Origin of the sequence: Paraburkholderia sp. GAS334 (assembly GCF_050436625.1) — a bacterium.
GTDB lineage: Bacteria > Pseudomonadota > Gammaproteobacteria > Burkholderiales > Burkholderiaceae > Paraburkholderia.
The window spans coordinates 19,969-42,237 of sequence record NZ_JBNDMO010000008.1; the positions used below are offsets into that span (position 1 = coordinate 19,969).

The following is a 22,269-nucleotide window of genomic DNA, read 5'->3' on the forward strand; positions in this document are numbered from 1 at the left end:
CACTAATTTGTGTAGATCGAACGTCCCGCACGTTCTTTCTTCCGCGTATTTCTTCGGCCCCCAAACAGGAAGCAAACATGAAACTCACACCATTGATGGCGGCACTGGTCGCAGCCGCATTGTTTTTCAACGGCAGCGCGATAGCACAGAACGACCAGCCAGGCACCGCGGCGAGTCAAGGTGCGCAGCCGGAAGCCGGCGCGAAGCAGGAATTCAAGATCACACGCGTGACTCCAGAATACTGGCGCGTCACCATTGACCATCCGCCATTCAATATCTTTGGCCCGGAATCCATACCGCAGTTGAACAGCGTGATTACCCAGATAGAGAACGATCCCGCACTGAAGGTCGTGGTGTTTGACAGCGCGGTACCCGGCTTTTTCCTGACCCACTATGATTTTGTGCCGCCCCTCGAAGCCACTACGCGCATCCCCGCTGGTCCCACAGGCTTGCCGCCGTTGCCCGATATGCTGACTCGCCTGAGCCGCTCCTCCGTGGTGTCGATCGTGTCGATCCGGGGCCGGGCTACGGGCGTTGGCAGTGAGCTGTCCCTTGCATCCGACATGCGCTTTGCCAGCCGCGAAAAAGCCGTGCTCTCTCAATTTGAAGTTGGCGCCGGATTCGATCCGGGCGGCGGACCGATGGCCCGTCTCCCTCGTCTGATGGGGCGAGGCCGTGCGCTGGAAATTCTGCTGAGCGGCAACGATATCAACGGCGAACTTGCCGAACGATATGGCTATGTCAACCGCTCGCTTCCGGATGCCGAACTAGATAAGTTTGTCGATACCCTGGCTCGGCGCATCGCATCCTTCGACAAGCAGACCATCGGGGAGATCAAGTATTTTGTCAACATCGCCACTCTCCCTCCCGATAGCGAGATCGGCCCTCAGTGGGACGCTTTCATTACCTCCGTACAACGTCCAGCGGCACAGCGGGATATCAAGAAGCTGATGGAGCTTGGGCTGCAGAAAAAGCCTGATGTGGAAATTCATCTCGACCGGTACACCGGCAAGGTAAATCAACCGGACAAGTAGTCCACGCGCTTCGCACCTGGCCGGTCAAGCCCCGCCAACGAGCGAGGTTTCTTTTTTCCCGGGCAGCTGTCGCTGTGCTTCGGGACAGTGCTCCCACCACCAGCGCGGCCAGCGCTGCTACGGGCGCCCCATGACACGCTTGACGCCCATGCGATTCAACCGGGACAGCACTCCATCCCTCAGACGGCGCAGCTAAGCCACCAGTCTCAGGTCGGCAACTGCGTGCCGGCCTGCTCGGCGACGATATAGTCCGCATACCAGTCCGGCCAGTTTTCGTCATGCTGTCCGGACAGTTTCTCATGCTCGCCATGCGCGGCCGCGGCGCGTCGTAGCGCCCCTGCGAGTTCCATTACCGAAGTGAATGTCGTGGCCTGCGTGTCTGCCCTTCCAGGGAGTCGAGTGGTCACCTCCTGGAAGACCCAGCCATTTCCGTCAGGATCGCTGAACGAGGCGAAAGAACCATAGCTGCGCCGCGCCGGATGTGGGCCGCTCACGCGTCCTTCCTCGCCCGCATGGTGGAAAAGGCCGCCAGCGTCATGGAAAACTTCGCTCACGTCGATGCCCCGCTCGACAAGCGCTGCGCGCGCTTCGTCTATATCAGACACGATGAGATGGAGTCCCTGCACCGAGCCCGGCTCTTCCGTCGTGACGCCCTTGCCGAAGAGGATCGAGCATTGCGAGCCCGGGGGCGTGAGATGTACAACCCGAAACTGGTCATCCTTCTCGATATCGACGTCGAGCCTCCACCCTAACCCAACGTAGAACTGCCTGGCGCGATCGACGTCAGAGACGGGGATGACAACGACCTCGAGCTTCATGTCGACCGTCCGCGCTGTTCCGACGGTCGTCCTGGTTTCGTTACGTGTCTGTGTATTGCTCACGTCAGGCTCCTCATGTCTTGATGATCTAAGGGTGACAAATTCGACCTGCAAATTACAGCAAAGCAGACGGCCGGGTCGATTGCAAATCTGGTATTGGTGACAGCCGAATTTTCCAGAACGCTTAAAAGCGTTTAAATCTTCGTCACCGGCACGCTGCTGGTGGCATGTGCGGGGCTCGCGCAACGGGCGCGTGCGCTGTAGTGGTGCACTCGGTTGGCCGCACCTCGAAGGGTTTCTCTTCGGGTGCGAATCAAGGTCCGTTTTGTTCAGACAAACACCTCACCGTCGTTCCGCCAATTGTTGCCTGATGGAGGGTTAGTCGTAGCCAGGAAGGCGAGAAGCGTGGACAATTGCCACCGAATTGCCTTCGCTTCCGGACAGGGGTGTTCATCATGGACCTCGTCGGATATGAGCTGGAGGTGCTACGCGATGACAGCAACTTCGTGCTGTATCGTGCGCGGCATCCTGGCAATCCGGTCTCCGTACTCGCGCTACTTCCCTCGCGCCTGACTTCCCAAAGCGTCGCACGCCTCGAGCACGAGTATGCATTGGGCTCGATGCTCGACTCCAGTTGGGCCGCTCGCCCGCTCGCGCTCGACCGGAGCAGCGTGCCGCCCATGCTGCTTCTCAACGATAACGGCGGTGAGCCCCTCAATCGCGCTCTCGGTCAGCCGCTCGAACTCAGCAGTTTTTTTCGAATCGCCGTCAACCTCGCGAGAGCGCTCGGCCACGTTCATCGGTGCGGCCTCGTTCACAAGGACATCAAGCCGGCGAACGTGCTCGTGGACGGCAATGACAACGTGCGGCTCACCGGTTTCGGCATGGCGGCGCACCTGCCGCACGAACACACGCCGCCCGCGCCGCCGGAAGTTGTTGCGGGCACTTTCGCCTACATGGCGCCCGAGCAGACCGGCCGCATGAACCGCTCGATCGACGCGCGCAGCGATCTCTACTCGTTCGGCGTCACGCTGTACGAGATGCTCACCGGCGCGCTGCCGTTCGCGGCAGCGGACGCGATGGAATGGATTCATTGCCACATCGCTCGCCTGCCGGCACTCCCTGGCGAGCGCGTCGCCGGCATTCCCCAGCCACTCGAACAGATCGTCCTGAAACTCCTCGCCAAGACGGCGGAGAACCGCTACCAGACCGCGGCGGGCGTCGAGGCGGACCTGCAGTCGTGCCGCGCGGCGTGGGAGACGCACCACGAGATCGCCCCGTTCGCGCTGGGCGCACACGACGCGTCCGACCGGCTGCTGATCCCCGAAAAACTCTACGGCCGCGAGGCCCAGACCGAAGCTCTCGTCGCGGCGTTCAATCGGGTCGTGACCAGCGCCGCAGCCGAACTGGTGCTTATCTCCGGCTATGCGGGCATCGGCAAGTCGTCGGTCGTCAACGAGCTGCACAAGGTACTCGTCCCACCGCGCGGCCTCTTCGCAGCCGGCAAGTTCGATCAATACAAGCTCGGCATTCCTTATGCCCCGTTTGCGCAAGCCTTCCAGTCTCTGGCGCACAATCTGCTAGGCAAGAGCGACGCGGAGCTCCAGCCGTGGCGGCGCGCGCTCGTCGAGGCGCTTGCCCCGAACGGTCAGCTGATCGTGAATCTGGTCCCGGAGCTTGCGCACATCATCGGAGAGCAACCGCCCGTGCCGCCGCTGCCGCCGCAGGACGCGCAAAACCGCTTTCAGATCGTATTTCGCCGCTTCCTCAGCGTGTTCGCGCGGCCCGAGCATCCGCTCGCGCTGTTTATCGACGATCTGCAATGGCTCGATGCGGCGACGCTCGACCTGCTCGCCCACCTCGCCACGCATCCGGACGTGCGGCACGTTCTGCTCGTCGGCGCTTACCGCGACAACGAGGTGGATGCGTCGCACCCGCTGACACACACGCTCGACGCAATCCGCAACGCCGGCGGGAAGGTTCAGCAGATCGTGCTCGCGCCGCTCATGCCCTGCAACGTCGCGCAACTGGTGGCCGAATCGCTTCACTGCGACAGCGCGACGGCCGAGCCGCTCGCGCAACTGGTGTATGAGAAGACGGGGGGCAACCCGTTCTTCACGATCCAGTTCATGAGGACATTGACTGAAGAGAACCTGCTCACGTTCGACCACGGCGCCGCACGCTGGCGTTGGGATCTGCCGCAGATTCGTGCGAAGGGCTTCACCGAGAACATCGCCGACCTGATGGCCGCGAAGCTGAGCCGGTTGCCTGACACAACGCGCGACACGCTCGGCCTGCTCGCGTGTCTCGGCAACGTCGCCGAGGTCACCGCGCTGACACGGGTTTACGGTGGGCCGGAGGAAACCGTCCACGCGAAGCTGTGGGGCGCCGTGCGGGCGGGTCTCATCTTTCGCGTGAAGGGTGCCTATGCATTCGCGCACGATCGCGTGCAGGAAGCCGCCTATGCGCTCATTCCCGCCGGCGAGCGCGCCGCGGCGCATCTGCGGATCGGACGTGCACTCGCGTCGCACGCGAGCCCACAAGCGCTCGAAGAAAACATCTTCGACATCGTCATCCACCTCAATCGCGGCGCAGCGCTGATCACGACCGAGGTGGAGCGCGAGCGCACCATCGCGCTAAACCTGATCGCGGGCAGGCGCGCAATGAGTTCGACCGCCTATGCGTCGGCCCGCTCCTATCTGGCGCAAGGCGTCACGCTGCTGTCATCCGATGCGTGGGTCCGGCACTACGACAACACGTTCGATCTCTATCTCGCGTTCTCGGAATGCGAATATCTGACCGGCAACTTTGCCGAGGCGGACACCCTGTTCGACATGATCCTCGGCAGGGCTCGCTCCAATCTCGATCGGGCAAAAATCTTCAGCCTGCGTATGCAGTTGTATCAGGTCGCCGGCCGATATGATGAGAGCTTCGCCGTCGCGTGCGATGCGCTCCGCGATTTCGGCATTGTCCTCCCCAGGTCCGACCAGGATATTCAGGCTGCGATCGATGCGGCGTTGCGGGACATTCCGCTCAATCTGGCGGGGCGGGCCATCGGCAAACTCGTCGATGCACCGGTGGCAGCGGACCCCGTCACACGGGCGATCATCAACCTTCTGGTTGAAGCGATGCCCTGCGCCTTTGCCGCGCGGCCCGTGTTCTACCCACTCATCACCCTCAAGGCAGTCAACCTCTCCTTGCAGCACGGCAATACCGACAACTCGAGCTTCGCTTATGGCAACTACGCGTTGATGCTGGTCTCGGGCGTTGACGACATACCCACTGCGGTGCAATTCTCAGAAATGTCGCTGCGGCTAAACGAGAAGTTCGGCAACCGGCGCCTCTATGGAAAGCTGCTTCATCTGCATGCCAGTCATATCAATTTCTGGCGACGCCACATGGCGGCTAACCTGCCTGTTCTCGAACGGGCGATCGGCGCCTGCCTGGAAGTGGGCGACCTCGTTTTTGCCGGCAACCTCGCATTCAACACGGTATGGCAGGCGATCGAGACAGGGGCGGTCCTCGAGGACGTGCAGGTGCTAGCGGAAAAGTACGCCGCACTCGCGCGGGACAGCCACAACGACGCCGTTCACGAGACGATCCGGCTCGAGCAGCAATTCGTCGCCAGCCTCCGGGGCAAGACCACCGAAACGCTGAAGCTGAACGACGACAAGTTCGACGAAGCGGCCTGCTTCGGGGCAATCACCAAAGCGAACTTCGGCTGCGGTATCGTCTTCTATCACATCATCAAGCTGATGCTCGCCTTCCTTGATGGCCGGTATGCTGACGCATTGAACGCCGCGCGCGAGGCAGAGACCACGCTGCGTGCCGCCATGGCCCTGCCGATCGAAGCGACTTATCACTTCTTCCACGCGCTCACGCTGGCGGCGCTCTACCCGCAGGCATCCGCCGAACAGCAGCAGGCCTACGGGCGTATTCTCGCGGCGAAACTGAAGAAGTTCGAACTGTGGGCCAGACACTGCCCCGAGAACTATCGCAACCGCCATGCGCTCGTTCTGGCTGAGCTCGCGCGCCTTGAGGGCCGCGATCTCGATGCGATGCGCCTCTACGAACAGGCGGTTCGCTCGGCCCGCGAAAACGGCTTTTTCCACAACGAAGGCATGGCCAACGAGCTGGCCGGCCGCTTCTATCTGAGCCGCAATCTGGAGACCAATGCCCATGCTCATTTGCGCAACGCGCGTCAATGCTTCGCGCTGTGCGGCGCCGACGGCAAAGTCGCGCAGCTCGATGAGCGATATCCCGGCCTCGCCAGCCCCGAAGACCAGCAGCCGATGACGACACTCGGCTCCGATGTCCGGCACTTCGACACCGCGAGCCTGCTCAGGGCCTCCCAGGCCCTGTCGAGCGAAATCGAACTGCCCAGGCTGATCCGGCGCCTGATGACGATCGCGCTACAGACGGCCGGCGCCGATCGGGGCCTGTTGATTGTGCCGCGGGACGGCGGCTATCGCATTGAGGCGGAGGCCCGCATCGCCGGCGACAAGATCGTGTTGAATCATGAACCGGTGGCCGACTCGGCCGCCCCTGCCGCCCTTCTGCGTTATGTGATCCACACGCAAAAGAGCGTCATCATCGACGATGCCCTGAAACCCCACGTCTTCGCCGAAGACGACTACCTGGCAGGCGGCGCGACCCGGTCGGTGTTCTGTTTGCCGCTCGTCAGGCAGGGCAAGCTGGGCGGCCTGCTTTATCTGGAGAACACGGTTACCGCCGGCGTTTTCACTGCACGCCGCTCCGCGCTGCTGGACGTGCTGGCGTCACAGGCGGCAATCTCGCTTGAGAACACCCGCCTTTATGCCGATCTTCAGGAACGGGAGAACAAGGTTCGGCGCCTCGTCGAATCCAATATCATCGGCATCTACATCTGTGATTTTGAAGGCCGGATCATCGACGCCAACGATGCCTTTCTGCGTCTTGTCGGTTACAGCCGCGACGATCTCCTCTCGGGGACCGTGCGGTGGACCGAACTGACTCCGCCCGAGTGGCGCAGCCGTAACGAACTGGCGTTGACCGAACTGAAGGCAACCCGAACCGCCCAGCCGTTTGAGAAGGAATACTTCCGCAAGGATGGCAGCCGGGTGCCCGTCCTGATCGGCGCGGCGGCATTTGGTGAAAACGAGGACGAGTGCGTCGCCTTCGTGCTCGACCTCACTGAACAAAAGCGCGCACAACAGGAAATCCGCGAGAGCGAACGGCGCTATCTCGACCTGCAGATGGTGCTGGCGCACTCAAACCGGGTAGCGACAATGGGGCAGCTATCGGCGACGATCGCCCACGAAGTGAAACAACCCATCACCGCGATCGCCGCCTACGCCAGTGCCGCCCTGCGCTGGCTGGCCGCTACGCCGCCCAGGCTGGACGAGGCTCGCCACACGCTCACCCAGATCGTCGCGGATAGCGCGCGTGCCGCCCAGATCGTCGACCGGACCCGCGCCTTCTTCAAGAAGGAATCACCGCGCAGGGACAGCCTGGATATCAACGAGACGATTCACGAGCTGATCGCGTTCCTGCACGATGAAGCGAACAAGCATGGCATCGATGTCGCCGTGCAGCTGATTGATGGATTGCCGCACATTCAGGGCGACCGGGTACAACTGCAGCAAGTGATACTCAACCTGATCATCAACGCCATTGAAGCGATGAGCGAGATGAACGCGGGCGAGCGGGCGCTGTCGATCCGCACAAGCGAGGTCGAGGCCGGTGAACTCTGCGTGACGGTGCAGGATTCGGGACCGGGACTTAACCCTGAGCATCTCGACACTGTCTTCGAGGCCTTTTATACAACCAAACCCAACGGGCTCGGGATGGGCCTGTCGATCTGCCGCTCGATTGTCGAAAGTCATGGCGGAAGATTGTGGGCGACCCCGAACTCGCCGAGCGGCACCGTCTTCCAGTTCACGTTGCCGGCACACGGCGGCGCCTCACATCACGCGGAAAGCCGGCAATAACGCACGAGGCCGATGCGCAGGTCACCGGCCCACCGGTTCGCAGGGCGAAGCGCTTGCGCGCCGCACCTCAGACGGCCTCCAACTCGTAGTCTTCGCGATGGTCCTTCTGCGGCAAAACCGTCTGTGGGTCCCTCGCGCCAGATCGACCCGGCGATCTGAAAAACTCGATGCAAAAATCGACGAATGTCCTGAGTCTCGCCGGAAGCAGTTCGCGGTGCGAGTAGAAGAGACAGATCTCGGCCTTGCTGTCCGATGTTGTGCACTGCGGCAGGATATGCGTCAGGTGCCCGGCGTCGATATCCTCGCGAACCATCGTTTCGGGCAAGGCGGCAATGCCGGTCCCCGTGAGTGCCGCCGCCCTCAGCAGGATTTCATTGCCCTCCATCGACGACATGGGCGACACGCTCACTCGTGTTCCCCTCTCGAGCAGATCGATGACGTCCACGCCCTTCTTCCGCGAATCCGTGTCGAGCAGGAGAAAGTGATGGGCCAGCTCGACGGCGGCTCTGGGCGTGCCGTATTGCTCCAGATAACCGGGCGCTGCGACGAAGATGCGCGGCGACTTCGCCAGCGTCCGGCGAATCGCGGCAGACTGCTCGACAAGATGCGGCGGCAGAATCGCCATGTCGAAGCGGCCGTCATACAGGTTCGCGACTCCCTCCTGAACGGAAACGATCAGACTCACATTGGGCGCAATCGTGTGATAGCCCCGCACCAGGCGCGAGAAGGTTTCGCTCATCAGCATCGGATGCACAATCAGCCGCAGCTTTCCGCTGTCGAATTCACGCGCCTGCGAAATGCGGCGATTCGCTTCATCGAGTTCCTCGAGCAGACGGCAGCAACTCAGATAGTAGGGCTGTGCCGCTTCCGTCAAGGAAACGGACCGTGTTGTCCTGAGCAACACTCTCGTCTGGATACACCCTTCGAGCCTGGCGATCGCTTTCGATACCGACCCGGTGGTCACATTCAACGATTCCGCAGCCTTGCTAAAGCTTTGATACCGCGCAACTGCAACGAATGCACGCAACATGTAAAGCTGGTCCATCTCGCACCTCACTGGCCAATGTAGAAGAGGAGTATCCAGGCGCCTGGAATCATCGCAGATGAAAAAATCGAAACCACCGGGAAACGAATGAAGGGTAGGCGCGAACGCCGCGTGGCGCCATCGTCCGATGTGGTGTGACGCGTCGTGCGCTTGCATGCGCAACTAATACGTTTGAATGGGCTTAACGGGGGTAAGAATACAAAGCGGCGATCGACTGGCGGAAACAGATAGCGCCGCTAGGGTCCCAGCAACGCGTCGATCCGCGCCAGCAGTCGCGCGTCGTCGAGAGGCTTGGGAAAGAAATCGGCCGCGCCTGACGCGATCGATCTATCCAAAAGATCCCGTATCGTGTCCGCCGTAATGAAAATGACCGGGACAGGCTGCTCCCATTGCTTGATCGCCTCAAGCAACGCGAAGCCATCCATGCCCGGCATATGAATATCCGCGATAACGAGACTCAGCTCCCCGCGGCGCGCGTCAAGCAGCAATTGCCTCGCGGACAAATACGTGATCACCTGCCAGTTCGCCGAACGCAGCAGCGCCGTCGTTGCCAGCCCGACGGATTGATCGTCATCCACGACTCCAATAACCGCCGCAGAGCGCCTTGTTTTCATTTCGAGTCCAGAGGGCGGCTAAAATGGCCCGCGAGAACATCAAATCCTCTGGACAACGTACAGGACCCTATTTAACGCCGCAATAACACCTTCGACTGAATTTACCGACGGTTAGTATGAGTCCGAGTCGAACGTGGTATTCAAAGATTCTGGCCATCGCCAGCCGCCGACTCCATTCCCCGCCCGCGCCTGAATCCGCCAGCGGGTCGAGCCAGGAAGACTGAAACGACGACCGTATCCTGCCGCACAGTCGATTCCCCTTACCTTTCTTATACTTCGCCCAATCCGGGAAGTGCGGCCGCGCGTCGCTGACGAGGCACAGCCAGTTGGTGCGGCCATCATCAGGACGCGAGCGTCCGCAAGCCGCCCACAATCAGTTGAATGCCGATTGGCACGAAGCGTCTTCCAGAGGACGGCCCGTCGCGGGGCAATGGGTAATGCGCAAAGGGCAATGGGTGGTCCGATGAAACAGCGAGGTAATCGACAATGAAGCTGCACTATCAAAGGTCACTGCTACTGATTCTGGTACTCGCGGTGTTTGTCTGGCTGGCCTGCTGGTTCATGCCCTTTCCGGCGAATTTCGAAGACAGCTACATCATGTACCGTTACGCACAGAACGGCGCGGACGGTTTCCCGTACGAATGGAACCGGCATGCCGGCACCGTGCAGGGCATGACGGGCGTCGCCTGGGTCACGCTTGTCACGCTCGTGACCCGCGTGACGCGGCTCGACGTCATCGACGTCAACAGCTACGGATGCCTCGCCTTCTCCATCCTGACGCTGCTGGCAATCTACGCGACCGCAGTGCGCCACTTCACCGCCCGCAACGGCTGGCTTGCCATCTGCCCGCTGATCGCGCTGATCTCAAGTCCCTTTTTTATCCGCGCCGCCAGCAACGGACTTGAAACGTCGATCACGATATTCTTTGTTGCCTTCTCCATCTACCTGCTGGGCTTTCTGCGAACGACCGGCACGCACCCGCTGTGGGCGGGCATATTTTCCGGACTAACCGTTCTCGTCCGCCCAGATCTGCCGATTTTTCCGCTCTCGCTGTTTTTCTTCGGTCTCGGGCTCGCCGATGCAGGTAAGGCACAACGGATCAAAAGCTGCGTGGTGCTCGTCGTATTCGCATTTCTCGCGGCGCTGTGCGCGCTCTTCGCCGTCAGCCTGTTGACCGGCACGGCGCTTCCGCTGGCCGCCAGTCTGAAGTTCGCCTTGACCGATCTCCTGCTCGGCCGGCTGCCAGGCAATCAATATCGTTTCATTCTGGGCTTTCAGCTGGCATTTCTGGGCCACCTGCTGCCGCTCGTCATTCTTGCGCTTATCTCTACGGCATTTCTGGACCGGAACCATTCGAAACACTATCTGCCGATCTATCTCGCGTGCGCCGTCTACTTTGCATATCTTTTCACGGTGCTGCCCATCGTGGATGTGGCGTACCGCTTCCAGTTGCCCGTTCTGATTGGATTGTCATTTGCGATGGTGCATTTTTTCGATCTGATCGTGAAATCGCCCGTGTCAAGAAAACAGGGTATTGCGCTGATCCTGTCGATCACCGCGCTGCTCGCGATCAGCAACGTGAACCGCCTCTATTCAGACCGCAAAGAGGCGGAGTTCTTCATCGTGGATCACACGCCGTACGAGACAATCGGCCGCGCGCTCCGCGACATACCGGGCGTTTCGATTGCGTCGCCGGAAGCCGGAAAGCTCGCGTTTTACTCGCAACAGAAATTCTTCGATACAGTGGGATTAAACGACCTTTTTGTTGCGCGCAACAAGAAACGGGAGAATTACGCGGCGCTTCTTTCCGATTATCTGCGGACTGATTTCGGCATTCCCGATGTCTATGTCAGGCCATTCCGCCCGGAAATCGACAGCTATGCCTTTCTCGAAATCATTCCCGAATTCGACAAGATTTACGAGTGCAATAAAGGCGGCAATGCGGAGCGGATCAATCTGGTCGTTTGCATTTACCGGTTCGGCCCGCAGGCCACGGCGGTTGTCTCGACGCTGGGCAAGACAGGGCTCGGCATCGAGTTTCCCTGACCATTGGCATTGAACTGGCAGATCGGTATAAACCCGATCTGCCAGTCCGTCTGTTACAGGTGCATCCGGGCACGTACATAGAACCAGAACCCGCCCACCCCACGCTATTCGTCGTCCACTCCGGAAAAATGCTGCAATCGCGTTAAAAAAGTGGCGTGTCCCGATTGCGCGGCGGTGTCCTTGCGCACATTATGTCCTGATCGTGTTTTCTATACTTCGATTGACAGCCGGGAGTTGACACCGGACATTACACGCTGCTTTCATTTTAATAACAGAATGAATTCATTTGACCTCGATATTTTGCGATTTGCAAACCAGTTTGCTTTTCGCTCTACGACCGCCGATCACATTATCAGCGCCATTTCCGGTCTTTATATGACGCATCTGGTTCTGGTCGCCATGCTCTGGTGGGTCTGGTTTCGTGGCGGTATTTCGGCCCGGCGCGATCGCGAAATTGTGATTGCAACGATCGTGGCGAGTTTCGGCGCGCTTCTCCTCGGGCGATCGCTTGCTCACTGGCTCCCTTTCAGACTGCGTCCGTTCGCGAACCCGGAACTTGCCATGTCCTTTCCGCCTAACGAATCGACGACGCATTTACTTCGCACGTGGAGTGCCTTTCCAAGCGACCACGCGATGATGTGGTGCGCGCTCGCGACTGGCATCTTCATCGCGTCGCGCCGGCTCGGCGTGGTCGCATTGCTGTACTCGTTGTTGTTCGTCTGCCTGCCGCGCATCTACCTCGGGCTGCACCATCCTACCGACATCGTTGCCGGCGCTGCGCTCGGCGTGTCGATCTGTGTGATCTGCAACAGCACCGCGATCAGGCAATGGATCGCCGCACCGGCGCTGAACTGGTCTGTGCGACACGAAAGCGCAATCAATGTCGCCCTCTTTCTGCTGGGCTTCGAATTTGCAAGCCAGTTCGACGAAATCCGGACGTTGAGCGAATCGTTCCTGAAGCATCTGTAGGTCGCCGCCGGCGCATTGTGCCCCGTGTGTTGCCCATGCGGCGCCGGCGTCTCACCGATCCCGGCTGCGCCGAACAAACCGCGAATGTCTGCTGGCGTACGCAGGATATTTTTCCGGCGATCTAGTATCGGGCGATACGTTGCCTGCGACGTGCGTTGCATCCGTCTATCGCACACTGACCGCACTGAACATGAGCCAGCCACCCTATCCAGAATCGATCGCCCCAAAGGAGATCGCCCGGAACGTGATGTCCCCGGCGCGGTTCGCGCCAGGCGAGCGGATGCTGCTAGGCGCCGTCGCTGTCTCACTGGTCGTCTGGGTCGTCGTCGTGCTTTTTTCACCGATCGTTCGCGGCGCCGACACCTACGTCTCGTTCTCGCGTCTTTACATCTGGACGGAGGCGCTACGCGCCGGCGATCCGCTCTCCATCTGGACGCCGATCGACGCCAGCGGCTTTGGCTCACCGGTGCCGTTCTTCTATCACAAGCTGTTCAACCTCGTCGGTGCAGCCTTGTCGCTGGCCACAGGCGACGTTGTGACCGGGTATCGCTTCGCCATACTCGCCTTCTCTTCGGTCATGTTCTACGGCGTGTACGCGTGTGCTGCACGGCTGGGCGCAGACAGGACTTCAAGGCTCGTCGTTGCTACGGCGTCCGTTTTCGCGCCCTACATGCTCACCAAGGCGATCGAGGGGGGCGTGGCGGAATATTCGGCCACGACGTTGATTCCCCTGATCCTCGCGCTGTTGATCGACGTCCACAACGGACGGTTCGGGAAGTGGCAGGGCCTTTCGCTCTTTGTGCTGCTCCTGCTTCTCGCGCAGGCGCACGTGCTGGTATTCGTTATCGCGTCCGGCGTACTGCTGATGCTGACGCTCTACCTGATCGTGACGTCGTCGCAATCCGGCTGGCCGCTTCTTGCGATCACAATCGGCGCGCTCGCCGTGTTTTTCGCTACTACATTCGTCCCGTTCACCTGGTGGAGTGCATACTTCTGCCCCGCGCAGGCAAAGATCTTTGGACACATCTCGGACAATCTCCTTTCCGTTGGCTACATCTTCTGGCGGTCTCCGCGCTCCCAGTTCGGATGGCCGGTATTCGCGCTGATGATCGGCATGGCGTTCCAGTTACGTCGTACCGATGATCCGCGCGCGCGCATGATCTTCGCTTTCGGCGGCGCGGCACTGCTTGTCATCCTGTTGATGACGCGCCTCACGCGGCCGCTATGGCACATCTCCGCGCAACTCGATTTCGTGCAGTTTCCGTGGAGACTGCTTTCGCTCGCGATACCACTCTGCCTCGTTGTGCTCGCCGGTATCCTCGAGCAGTTGTCACCTGTCACAAAGCAGCGGATTCAGTTCGGCATACTTGCGTTCGCACTTGCGACTGCAGCAGCGTTATTGCATTTCTACGGCAACGAGTATGCACCGATACCGCTCGAACAACTTCGGCGCGAAGCACCGCCCACGAGCGTAGTCGGTCCCGACGCCGGCGGCGAATATTATCCCGCTCACTACCAGCCCCAGCTCGCAGCCATCGACATCCTGCAAACGCCCGCGACAGGCGTTCTGCCGGCGCAACGGCCGCTGGTGGAGGCGAGCGGATGCCGCTACACGGATATCCCGCGGCCCGCGTACTTCAACACGCTGGAAATCCCGGCGACGTGTGCCGCTGGCGGTCACGTACGGATCAACCAGTTTTCGACGCCTTTTCTCACCAGCAGCGCGCGTTCAGCGGACGGCATCACGCTTGCACCGGTTCAGGGAAGCCAGTTTGTCGAGTACGAATTGCCAGCAGGCCAATGGACGATATCCGTCAGACAGCGCAGCTATCTGGATCTGGTCCTGATGGCGTGGCGCGCGAAGCTCGCCAAAGCCGGCCTGTAACGCGCGGCTGGAGCGGCCGCGGTCCGCGGTACTTCGCGACGATCGGGGCGACTTGAACGCGGCGCCGCCCACGCCTTCGCCAGTGTGCCCGAGCGCACGAACTGCCCGGGGGATATGGCCTAGACTCTGTGCAAAGGGGTCGACACCCGCGATCGCTTTCGCCGCAAACCCAATCACCGGACATGCTTTGCGGACACCGCAGACCTCACCTTCCGTGGGCTTCGTTGCAACGGATCGCGTGTGAGGCCTTATCCGCGAGGAAATCATGGACTACGTCGGCCGTCATCACCTGCTCGCACCTGATCCGCTCTTCAGGGATACGACGCCCGAGCCAGCGGACACCCGCGACAGCTTCGTGCTGACCTCACCCTCGATCATCGCGACGAACACCGACGCCGCGCCGAGCCTGCTGTCGCTCGTCGTGCCGTTCTATAACGAGGAAGAAACCATCGCGCATTTCTTCGACTCGGTCATACCCGTGCTCGAAGCAATTGACGGAACCGTATTCGAAGTCGTCTGTGTCAACGACGGCAGCCGCGATGGCACCCTGCGCAAGCTGGTCGCGATGTCGAATCGCGATTCGCGGGTACGCGTGATCGATCTGACGCGCAACTTCGGCAAGGAAGCCGCGTTGTCAGCCGGACTCGATGAAGCGCTGGGTGCAATCGTGATTCCGTTCGACGCCGATCTGCAGGACCCGCCGAAGGTCATCCCGCTTCTCGTCGAAAAATGGCGCGAAGGCTATGACGTGGTGCTCGCGAAAAGGATCAATCGCCTGACGGACTCGTTTATAAAGCGTCAGACGGCATCGCTCTTTTACCGGATGCATAACGCGGTTTGCGATACAAAAATCCCCGCAAATGTAGGCGACTTTCGTCTGATCACGCGCGAAGTCGTGGATTCACTCAAGCTGCTTCCCGAAACGCGTCGCTTCATGAAGGGGCTCTTTGCATGGGTCGGCTATCGCACGGCAGTCGTCGAATATGTGCGCGAGCCACGGGTTGCGGGCACCTCGAAATTCTCCGGCTGGAAGCTCTGGAATTTCGCGCTCGAAGGCTTCACGAGTTTCAGCACGTTGCCACTGCGCGTGTGGACGTACGTAGGTTCATTCGTCGCGTTTGGTGCGTTTCTCTACGCGTCGTTTCTGATCATCCGTACGCTGATTCAGGGCGTCGCGGTTCCGGGCTACGCATCGATACTCTCAGCAGTACTGTTGCTGGGCGGCGTTCAACTGATCGGCATCGGCGTGCTCGGCGAATATATCGGGCGCATCTACTTCGAGTCGAAGAACCGACCCGTGTATCTGATCCGTCGCCGCCATCAGGCGACGGCACCGGACGCAGGCGATGCCTGACGGTCGCACCCTACGACGCTTCGTGGTCTATGCGGGCGTCGGCGCCATCGGCACTGCGGCGCAATACGCGGTTCTCATCACCCTCGTAACGGCGGGACTCACGAATCCTGTGACGGGCTCAATGACGGGCGCGGGCGTGGGTGCTGTCGTCAACTACTGGCTGAACCGGCGCGTTACGTTCCGGCACGGCAGCAGTCACCTCAAAGCCGTTCCCCGATTTGCAGCAATCGCGCTACTCGGCGTCGCGGTGAATGGCCTGCTGATGAACCTGCTGACCCGCCACCTCGACGCGAACTACCTCATTGCGCAGGTCGCGGCGACGGGCGTCGTGCTGGGTATCACCTACATCCTCAACTCGGTGTGGACCTTCAAGGGACACGGCGCCGAAGCTGTCTGAACGGCTTCGCCGCGCCCGCGGGAAGTCCCAATACCCGCTTCACGACTCATGTCTGGTCGTTGATATCCCGGCTAGTCGGCGTCGCCATAGCTGCGCTTCGATCCTGAAGCACGCGCCCAGACGAGGCCAGCCGATGAGGCTGCCGAAGAAAGATAGCGCCGGTAATACGTCGCGAGAACCGGCTCCACGTAAAGCGCGATCGCACCCGCCGTCACGACCATGCCGGCCATCACGAACGGCCGCCAGTCGATGGCATCGCCCGCTTTCGCATTGATGATGCGTATCATCAGATAGCCCAGGTTCTGGTGAATCAGATACAGCGGGTAACTGATCCTCCCCAGCACGGAGAACACCGAAGCAACGCGCGGGTTCGTCGTGCCTCGAACAAGCAGAACGAACGCGACGACACCCACCGCCAGAATGGAGACACCGCTCAGCACGCTGACCGGCGTATCGCCGACGAGCTTCGCAATCCGGTTCGCATCCTCGTAACAGCGAAACGCGCCCGCGGCGAGAGCAAGCAGCAAAACGGAGAACGTCGCGAAATTGCGCTTCTTCCCGACGAGAATCAGGTACAGCACCATGCCGATCGAGAAGAACGACAGATAGCGTTCAAGCGGATACTGCGTCAGCGCGGTGCCGAAAACGTCATTGCCAAAGAGCTTTTCGGCAACGATGCTGACGGCGTCGTAGGACGTCATCAACAGCGCGATCCAGATCACGCTCTTCTTTATGCTAGCCACGCACATCGTCAGGAACACGACTGCGTAAAAGACAATCTCCAGTCGCAGCGACCAGTACGACCAGTCAGCGCCGTTCGTCCACACCAGCGGCACAATGAAGAGCGACGCCACGTAGCTGAGCGGCGTTGGGCCGTGCCCGAGCAGCAGGCCCACGACAAACGACAGCGTGGCGCATACAAGCAGACACGGTCCGAGCCGCACGACACGTCCGATCAGAAAGTCGACGGGACGCCGGTTGATGGCGGAGGCCGTAATGATGAAACCGCTAATGACGAAAAATATCTCTACCGAGAACGAGAAATAGCGGATCGCGAACGCGTGAGCCGCCGGGCCCGCGACCGCGCCTATCATTGGACCGAAGTAGTAGTAATGCCACGTCATGGTCATGAATGCCAGGACGAACCTCAAGATCTCGAGGCAATCGAACCGCTTGTGCGTGGCATTCATGCTGGTCATAGCCGCGGCTTCAATCGCCGGCCTTCAGTTGCGGGATGGGCATTTCGCCTTCGGCTCCATCGGCCGTCACGCTATCCGGCGGCTGACGTCGTTTTGATTTGCCAAGGCTATCCTTGAGCCGCAGGAACGGCAGCTCGATCAGCCAGTAGCTGAGCGTGGCTGCAGCGAACGCTTCAAGCACGCACAATGGAAATCTGAGCGTGACGGGCGAGGCCAGATTGAAGAACAGTTGCTGCCAGAGATAAAGGCTGAACGAGATCGTGCCGATGAAAACAAAGCCTCTCAGCCGCAGCACACGCGCAAACCAGAAGTCGCGTTTAACCGCGAGCGCACCGATGATCATGCCGGCGATGGCGGATTCGATCGTGCGACCGTAGGTGGCGGTCCAGTACCCGCCCGCCTTGCTTTCGCAAACCGGAATCACGAAGAACAGCACGAGAATTAACGCGGTCAACGCGAGAGAACTGCTCGACCGCGAATTGAGCAGCGTTGCGAGCCGCTCCTTGTTGAGCGCGACATAGCAACCGATCAGGATCGGATCGAGGCCTGTGTGAAGCATCATCTCCACCTGACCGCGTAATGACGGCACTGCAAAATACGAAGCGATCCGCACTAGCGGCACGAAGAGAATCAGACCCAGCAGCAACCGCGTATCTTTGCGCCGCAGAATGACGATGAGGAGCGGCGGCCAGAACCAGTAAAACTGCTCCTCGAGCGCGAGCGTCCAGAAATGGCCGAGATACCAGACGCCATCAGGATGAACGAGATTGGTGGAACCGAGGCCCAGCAGTTCGGAATAATTCCAGAGATGCACCGCCGCGAACATGACCTGACGGAAACTGACGTCGAGCACGCCAGCCGCGACGAGCGCGCAGACCACGAGCAGATAGGTGTAAAACGCCGGCCAGATCCGCAATGCCCGTCTCGCATAGAAGGTCATCAATCTGACCTTGCCGGTTTTCTTCCACTCCGCCTGGAGCAGATCGGTGATCAGAAATCCGCTCAGCACAAAAAAGATCAGCACACCGAGGCCGCCGTTCGCAAACAGACGCAGCGGCGACAGCGCGCCCGTATAACCGCCCGCGACCATATGTTCCGCATGCGAGATCACCACCAGCATGACAGCGATGCAGCGAAGGCCGGTCAACTCCTGGATGCGATGAGTCATGGGCTGGTTTCCTGGCGGGTCTGGGGAACACTCGCCAGCCGTACCCTTTGTGCCGCGAGCCGGGCGGCGATCGCGAAGAGTCCGATGGCTCCGTTCGTGCGCCGCGTCGAAAGTGCCGCGGGACGATGTAGCCTCAATCTAGATGAATGCCCTGTCGCCATCTGTGCGCGGACGTACGAATTTTCTGAGGTCGGCTGGACTCAGGATCGCGCCCAGACGCCTCCATACGCCCCATACATCCGCTTACCGGCACGCGATCCGCTCGAACAGCGACCAGTCGCCGGCCTCCCTGCGCAGCACGACCTGACATTCGTCGTTATCGAACATGCCTTCGGGGAGCGGCTTGAGGTGATGCACGAAGAAGTACCGATAGACGCGGCCCTGCACCGCTTTCCAGTCGAAGTATTGCGGCGACAGCGAGAATTCGGGCCTCATCGCAGGCACGTGATCGGCTCTGAAGCGGACAATCTGCGGCAACAGATACGCGAAACTGAAATCGACGAAACCCTGCTGCTCGGCCTCGTACCATTGCGGATAGCTATGCAGCGTATACGGGTTGTGAACGATCGTACTGCCGGGATCGTAGACGAGACTCAACGCGCGCTGGCCCGGTTCGGTTGCATCGAGCAGCGTCTCGAACGGCGCATTCGCTGCGGCAAAGCGCTGCTCACGCACCGCAAGCACACCCAGAAACGACCAGCAGATCGCGATCAGGACGAGCCGCGTGAACAACGGCCCGAATGACGCCAATGCGGTGCGTTGCATCCCGGTATCGCTGCGCGCTTCCGCGGGAGCGAACATGAGCGCATACGCCGGCAGCAGATACAGTGCAAAGCGGTGATAGACGTATTCGACATCGAGTGCGGCAGACGGAACCAGCAGCCAGACAACGAGCATCGCAAGCATCGGCACGCATGCCGCTGGCGCCTTCCGGTTCAATCTTGCGCCCATGAGCCAAGGCGCGGCCAGCATGAACATGCCGGCGAGCAGGAAATACCAGTCCTTCATCTGGGCGGCAAACACGTACAGCAGGAAATTGAAGCTGCGATGCCAGCCCCACGACGCCTGCGTCCAGTCCCACACCAGGTTCGGACCGGTGTGAGGTTCGCCGGTCCACGTCACCAGGTTGTGGTGCTTCGCGTACACCAGGTAGACGACGGCCAGCACGCCCAGCAATGCATACGGCACCGAAGCGAGCGCGATGCGCCGGACGCCCTTGAGGCTGAACGGCACCAGCGCGCCGCCCGTCGCGCAGGCGAACGCGAACACGAGACCATGCGAGAAAAAGACCAGCACGCCCATCGCGACCACCGCTGCGCCCCGCACGCGCGTGGGTGCGGTGGCGAACCGGCTCGCCACGACAAGAAAGAGCAGCCCGACGGGCGCCGCCATCAGAAATGTGAAGAAGCCAAACTGGAAGGCGATGCCGAAGAAGCCAGGCACGAACAACCAGTCAAGACGAGGGTCGGCGCCGAAGCGTCTGCGCAGACAGACACAGCCCAGCATGAACGCGTAGTACGCCAGCGTCAGCGAGAGCTTCATCGCGAGCAGCACTGGCATGAAGAACGACAGCGACACCGCGATGACGTAGCCAAGCAGATACGGCGTGAAGTAGTTGATATAGACGAGCTGCGTCCATGGCGACGTACCGTCGAGCAGATCGCGCAGCAACGCGACCTGCGCCGCATGTTGCGGCAGATCACCCATTGGCGGGCGCGGCGCGATCCAGAACAATGCGCCCGCGAGTACCACCGTGCTGACGAACAGGATCTGCTGCAGACTCAAACGTGACCCACTTGACGCGACCGCGTGACCGCGCGCCACGGAAATACTGTTCATGGATATCCCCCGGCATTCGAGTGCACGGGCGGACGTTTATTCACGCTCCCGCTTCGCGCAATCGATATGTCACGACAGCATAATCGGCGCGCGTGGGCTCGTATGTTTGCTGGCGAACAAGCCGAAACGCCGGGGTTCAGGGCCACCCCGGGCATCGCGACGCAAAAAAACCGCTCGTATTTAAATTACAAAACGCTAAAACAGATATATCCACACTAATACAAATATTTCATATGACCGACAAGATCGACTCAAGAGTCTGGATTAAAGCCGGATTAGATCGGGGATTACCATGAATATGGCCGGGTTGAATCATGCAGCCGCTTAACGGTCGGCGTACACTCCCCCGAGGCCCGCTCCTGTGGGGCATGCGAGAAGCGCCGGAGACCGCGCCGCATGAAAGCGGGGTACTGTGGAACAGGAGAACAACGAAATGAGCTGGACCCGGGAACAGAGAAACGTCACGATCGCCGCCTATCTCGGCTGGACACTCGACGCATTCGATTTCTTTCTGATGGTTTTTGTCCTGAAAGATATCGCCGCCGACTTCAATACAGAAATCTCTTCCGTCTCATACGCGATTTTCCTGACGCTGATGGCACGCCCCGTCGGTGCACTCATTTTCGGGCGGCTCGCTGACCGCTTTGGCCGCCGTCCCACGCTGATGGTCAACATCGCGTGCTATTCGCTGCTCGAACTGCTGTCGGGTTTCTCGCCGAATCTCACTACCCTGCTCGTCCTGCGTACACTGTTTGGTGTCGCGATGGGCGGCGAATGGGGCGTCGGCTCGGCGCTGACCATGGAAACCATCCCGCCCCGCGCGCGCGGCTTCGTGTCGGGTCTGCTGCAGGCGGGCTACCCGAGCGGCTATCTGCTCGCGTCGCTCGTGTTCGGACAGCTCTTTCAGTACATCGGCTGGCGCGGCATGTTCTTCGTCGGTGTCCTGCCTGCATTGCTCGTGCTGTACGTTCGTGCGCATGTTCCCGAATCGCCCGCGTGGAAAACGATGGAGCAGCGGCCGCGCCCCAGCCTGATCGCCACGCTCAAACAGAACGTGAAGCTGTCGATCTATGCCATCGTGCTGATGACCGCGTTCAACTTCTTTTCGCACGGCTCGCAGGACATGTACCCGACCTTCCTTCGCGTGCAGCACCAGTTCGATCCGAAGATGGTCCAGAACATCACCATCGTGCTGAATATCGGCGCGATCGTCGGCGGCCTGTTCTTCGGGGCGCTCTCCGAAAAGATCGGCCGCAAGCGGGCGATCTTCATCGCCGCGCTGATCGCACTGCCCGCGCTCTGGCCGTGGGCGTTTTCGACCGGCCCGGTGATGCTCGCGGTCGGCGCGTTCCTGATGCAGATCGCCGTGCAGGGTGCGTGGGGCGTGATCCCGGTGCATCTCAACGAGATCTCGCCGGACGATATCCGCGCGACCTTCCCTGGCCTCGTCTACCAGCTCGGCAACCTGTTTGCGGCCATCAACGGGCCCATGCAGTCGAAATTCGCGGAAGCGCACGGCAACAACTACGCGATCCCGATGGCGATGGTCGCGGGCACCGTGGCCATCGTGATCGCCGTGCTGATCCTGTTCAGCCGTGAACGACGCGGCATCGATATGACGCAATCCGCGAAAGAGGCTGCGGCGGTGCACTGACCATGATTGTCTGAGCGCCGGCAGCCTGGCCGGCGCGAGCGCCACAAACGATGCGGCGATAACGTCGCTTTCGCCAGTCATTCGAGAGGCCGTTCCAGTTTCAATCGGAACGGCCTTTTTCGTGTGTGCGCCGCGTTCAGGACGTGCCGCCCGCAGCGCGGGCAAACACCGACGATCGATCACTTTTTAGAGGAGTCCGTCCACATTCAATCCTTGCCGTTCGTCGCATGCGCTTCTTATCCTGAAAAAAACGCCCGTTTCAATCGGGCACTTGAATC

Annotated in this window: 15 protein-coding genes; 8 read left to right on the top strand and 7 right to left on the bottom strand. The window is 60.5% G+C overall.

Annotated elements, in window-relative coordinates; translation table 11 throughout:
* Positions 1 to 77: 77 nt before the first annotated feature.
* On the top strand, positions 78 to 1,034 hold the full coding sequence (locus tag P3T21_RS16320) for an enoyl-CoA hydratase/isomerase family protein (RefSeq protein ID WP_429256965.1): 957 nt from the start codon (positions 78 to 80) through the stop codon (positions 1,032 to 1,034).
* Positions 1,035 to 1,240: 206 nt separating this feature from the next.
* Here the strand turns inward: P3T21_RS16320 and P3T21_RS16325 are convergent, their stop codons facing one another.
* Positions 1,241 to 1,915, bottom strand: coding sequence for a VOC family protein (locus P3T21_RS16325; protein ID WP_429256966.1), 675 nt, complete (start codon positions 1,913 to 1,915; stop codon positions 1,241 to 1,243).
* 392 nt (positions 1,916 to 2,307) lie between these two features.
* On the opposite strand from P3T21_RS16325, the gene P3T21_RS16330 reads away from it, so the two are divergent.
* Entirely contained in the window at positions 2,308 to 7,821 is a 5,514-nt protein-coding gene (locus P3T21_RS16330) for a trifunctional serine/threonine-protein kinase/ATP-binding protein/sensor histidine kinase (protein WP_429256967.1), read from the top strand.
* A 67-nt stretch (positions 7,822 to 7,888) separates the two neighbouring features.
* Here the strand turns inward: P3T21_RS16330 and P3T21_RS16335 are convergent, their stop codons facing one another.
* Entirely contained in the window at positions 7,889 to 8,866 is a 978-nt protein-coding gene (locus tag P3T21_RS16335) for a LysR family transcriptional regulator (protein ID WP_429256968.1), read from the bottom strand.
* A 236-nt stretch (positions 8,867 to 9,102) separates the two neighbouring features.
* Positions 9,103 to 9,444, bottom strand: coding sequence for a response regulator transcription factor (locus tag P3T21_RS16340; protein ID WP_429256969.1), 342 nt, complete (start codon positions 9,442 to 9,444; stop codon positions 9,103 to 9,105).
* Positions 9,445 to 9,966: 522 nt separating this feature from the next.
* Here P3T21_RS16340 and P3T21_RS16345 point away from each other — a divergent pair.
* On the top strand, positions 9,967 to 11,526 hold the full coding sequence (locus P3T21_RS16345) for a hypothetical protein (protein ID WP_429256970.1): 1,560 nt from the start codon (positions 9,967 to 9,969) through the stop codon (positions 11,524 to 11,526).
* 282 nt (positions 11,527 to 11,808) lie between these two features.
* On the opposite strand, the gene P3T21_RS16350 is transcribed toward P3T21_RS16345, so the two are convergent.
* Positions 11,809 to 12,042, bottom strand: coding sequence for a hypothetical protein (locus P3T21_RS16350; protein ID WP_429256971.1), 234 nt, complete (start codon positions 12,040 to 12,042; stop codon positions 11,809 to 11,811).
* 45 nt (positions 12,043 to 12,087) lie between these two features.
* On the opposite strand from P3T21_RS16350, the gene P3T21_RS16355 reads away from it, so the two are divergent.
* From P3T21_RS16355 to P3T21_RS16370, 4 genes are all read left to right on the top strand, one after another.
* A complete protein-coding gene (locus P3T21_RS16355) occupies positions 12,088 to 12,495 on the top strand; it encodes a phosphatase PAP2 family protein (protein WP_429256972.1) in 408 nt (135 codons plus the stop codon).
* A gap of 190 nt (positions 12,496 to 12,685) precedes the next feature.
* The gene (locus P3T21_RS16360) at positions 12,686 to 14,380 is read left to right on the top strand and encodes a hypothetical protein (RefSeq protein ID WP_429256973.1); all 1,695 of its coding nucleotides are present in this window, start codon (positions 12,686 to 12,688) and stop codon (positions 14,378 to 14,380) included.
* A gap of 265 nt (positions 14,381 to 14,645) precedes the next feature.
* Positions 14,646 to 15,734 (top strand): glycosyltransferase family 2 protein, encoded by a 1,089-nt coding sequence (locus tag P3T21_RS16365; protein WP_429256974.1) that lies wholly within the window; start codon positions 14,646 to 14,648, stop codon positions 15,732 to 15,734.
* Positions 15,727 to 16,131: a GtrA family protein gene (locus P3T21_RS16370; protein WP_429256975.1), complete on the top strand. Its 405-nt coding sequence runs from the start codon at positions 15,727 to 15,729 to the stop codon at positions 16,129 to 16,131. Before P3T21_RS16365 ends, P3T21_RS16370 begins: the two co-directional genes overlap by 8 nt.
* Positions 16,132 to 16,202: 71 nt before the next feature.
* Here the strand turns inward: P3T21_RS16370 and P3T21_RS16375 are convergent, their stop codons facing one another.
* The 3 genes from P3T21_RS16375 to P3T21_RS16385 all read right to left on the bottom strand — a co-directional run bounded on the left by P3T21_RS16375 (position 16,203) and on the right by P3T21_RS16385 (position 20,337).
* Entirely contained in the window at positions 16,203 to 17,330 is a 1,128-nt protein-coding gene (locus tag P3T21_RS16375; protein WP_429256976.1) for an acyltransferase family protein, read from the bottom strand.
* A gap of 10 nt (positions 17,331 to 17,340) precedes the next feature.
* Positions 17,341 to 18,498 (bottom strand): acyltransferase family protein, encoded by a 1,158-nt coding sequence (locus tag P3T21_RS16380; RefSeq protein ID WP_429256977.1) that lies wholly within the window; start codon positions 18,496 to 18,498, stop codon positions 17,341 to 17,343.
* Between the two features lie 243 nt (positions 18,499 to 18,741).
* Positions 18,742 to 20,337 (bottom strand): hypothetical protein, encoded by a 1,596-nt coding sequence (locus P3T21_RS16385; RefSeq protein ID WP_429256978.1) that lies wholly within the window; start codon positions 20,335 to 20,337, stop codon positions 18,742 to 18,744.
* Positions 20,338 to 20,770: 433 nt separating this feature from the next.
* Between P3T21_RS16385 and P3T21_RS16390 the strand changes: the two genes are divergently transcribed.
* The gene (locus tag P3T21_RS16390; RefSeq protein ID WP_429256979.1) at positions 20,771 to 21,991 is read left to right on the top strand and encodes an MFS transporter; all 1,221 of its coding nucleotides are present in this window, start codon (positions 20,771 to 20,773) and stop codon (positions 21,989 to 21,991) included.
* The last annotated feature ends 278 nt before the right edge of the window (positions 21,992 to 22,269 follow it).

Bases quoted from the DNA above. Each gene is read 5' to 3' on its own strand.
- P3T21_RS16320 (WP_429256965.1), top strand. From the start codon at position 78: ATGAAACTCACACCATTGATGGCGGCACTGGTCGCAGCCGCATTGTTT.
- P3T21_RS16330 (WP_429256967.1), top strand. From the start codon at position 2,308: ATGGACCTCGTCGGATATGAGCTGGAGGTGCTACGCGATGACAGCAAC.
- P3T21_RS16335 (WP_429256968.1), bottom strand. From the start codon at position 8,866: ATGGACCAGCTTTACATGTTGCGTGCATTCGTTGCAGTTGCGCGGTAT.
- P3T21_RS16345 (WP_429256970.1), top strand. From the start codon at position 9,967: ATGAAGCTGCACTATCAAAGGTCACTGCTACTGATTCTGGTACTCGCG.
- P3T21_RS16355 (WP_429256972.1), top strand. From the start codon at position 12,088: ATGTCCTTTCCGCCTAACGAATCGACGACGCATTTACTTCGCACGTGG.
- P3T21_RS16360 (WP_429256973.1), top strand. From the start codon at position 12,686: ATGAGCCAGCCACCCTATCCAGAATCGATCGCCCCAAAGGAGATCGCC.
- P3T21_RS16365 (WP_429256974.1), top strand. From the start codon at position 14,646: ATGGACTACGTCGGCCGTCATCACCTGCTCGCACCTGATCCGCTCTTC.
- P3T21_RS16370 (WP_429256975.1), top strand. From the start codon at position 15,727: ATGCCTGACGGTCGCACCCTACGACGCTTCGTGGTCTATGCGGGCGTC.
- P3T21_RS16375 (WP_429256976.1), bottom strand. From the start codon at position 17,330: ATGACCAGCATGAATGCCACGCACAAGCGGTTCGATTGCCTCGAGATC.
- P3T21_RS16380 (WP_429256977.1), bottom strand. From the start codon at position 18,498: ATGACTCATCGCATCCAGGAGTTGACCGGCCTTCGCTGCATCGCTGTC.
- P3T21_RS16385 (WP_429256978.1), bottom strand. From the start codon at position 20,337: ATGAACAGTATTTCCGTGGCGCGCGGTCACGCGGTCGCGTCAAGTGGG.
- P3T21_RS16390 (WP_429256979.1), top strand. From the start codon at position 20,771: ATGAGCTGGACCCGGGAACAGAGAAACGTCACGATCGCCGCCTATCTC.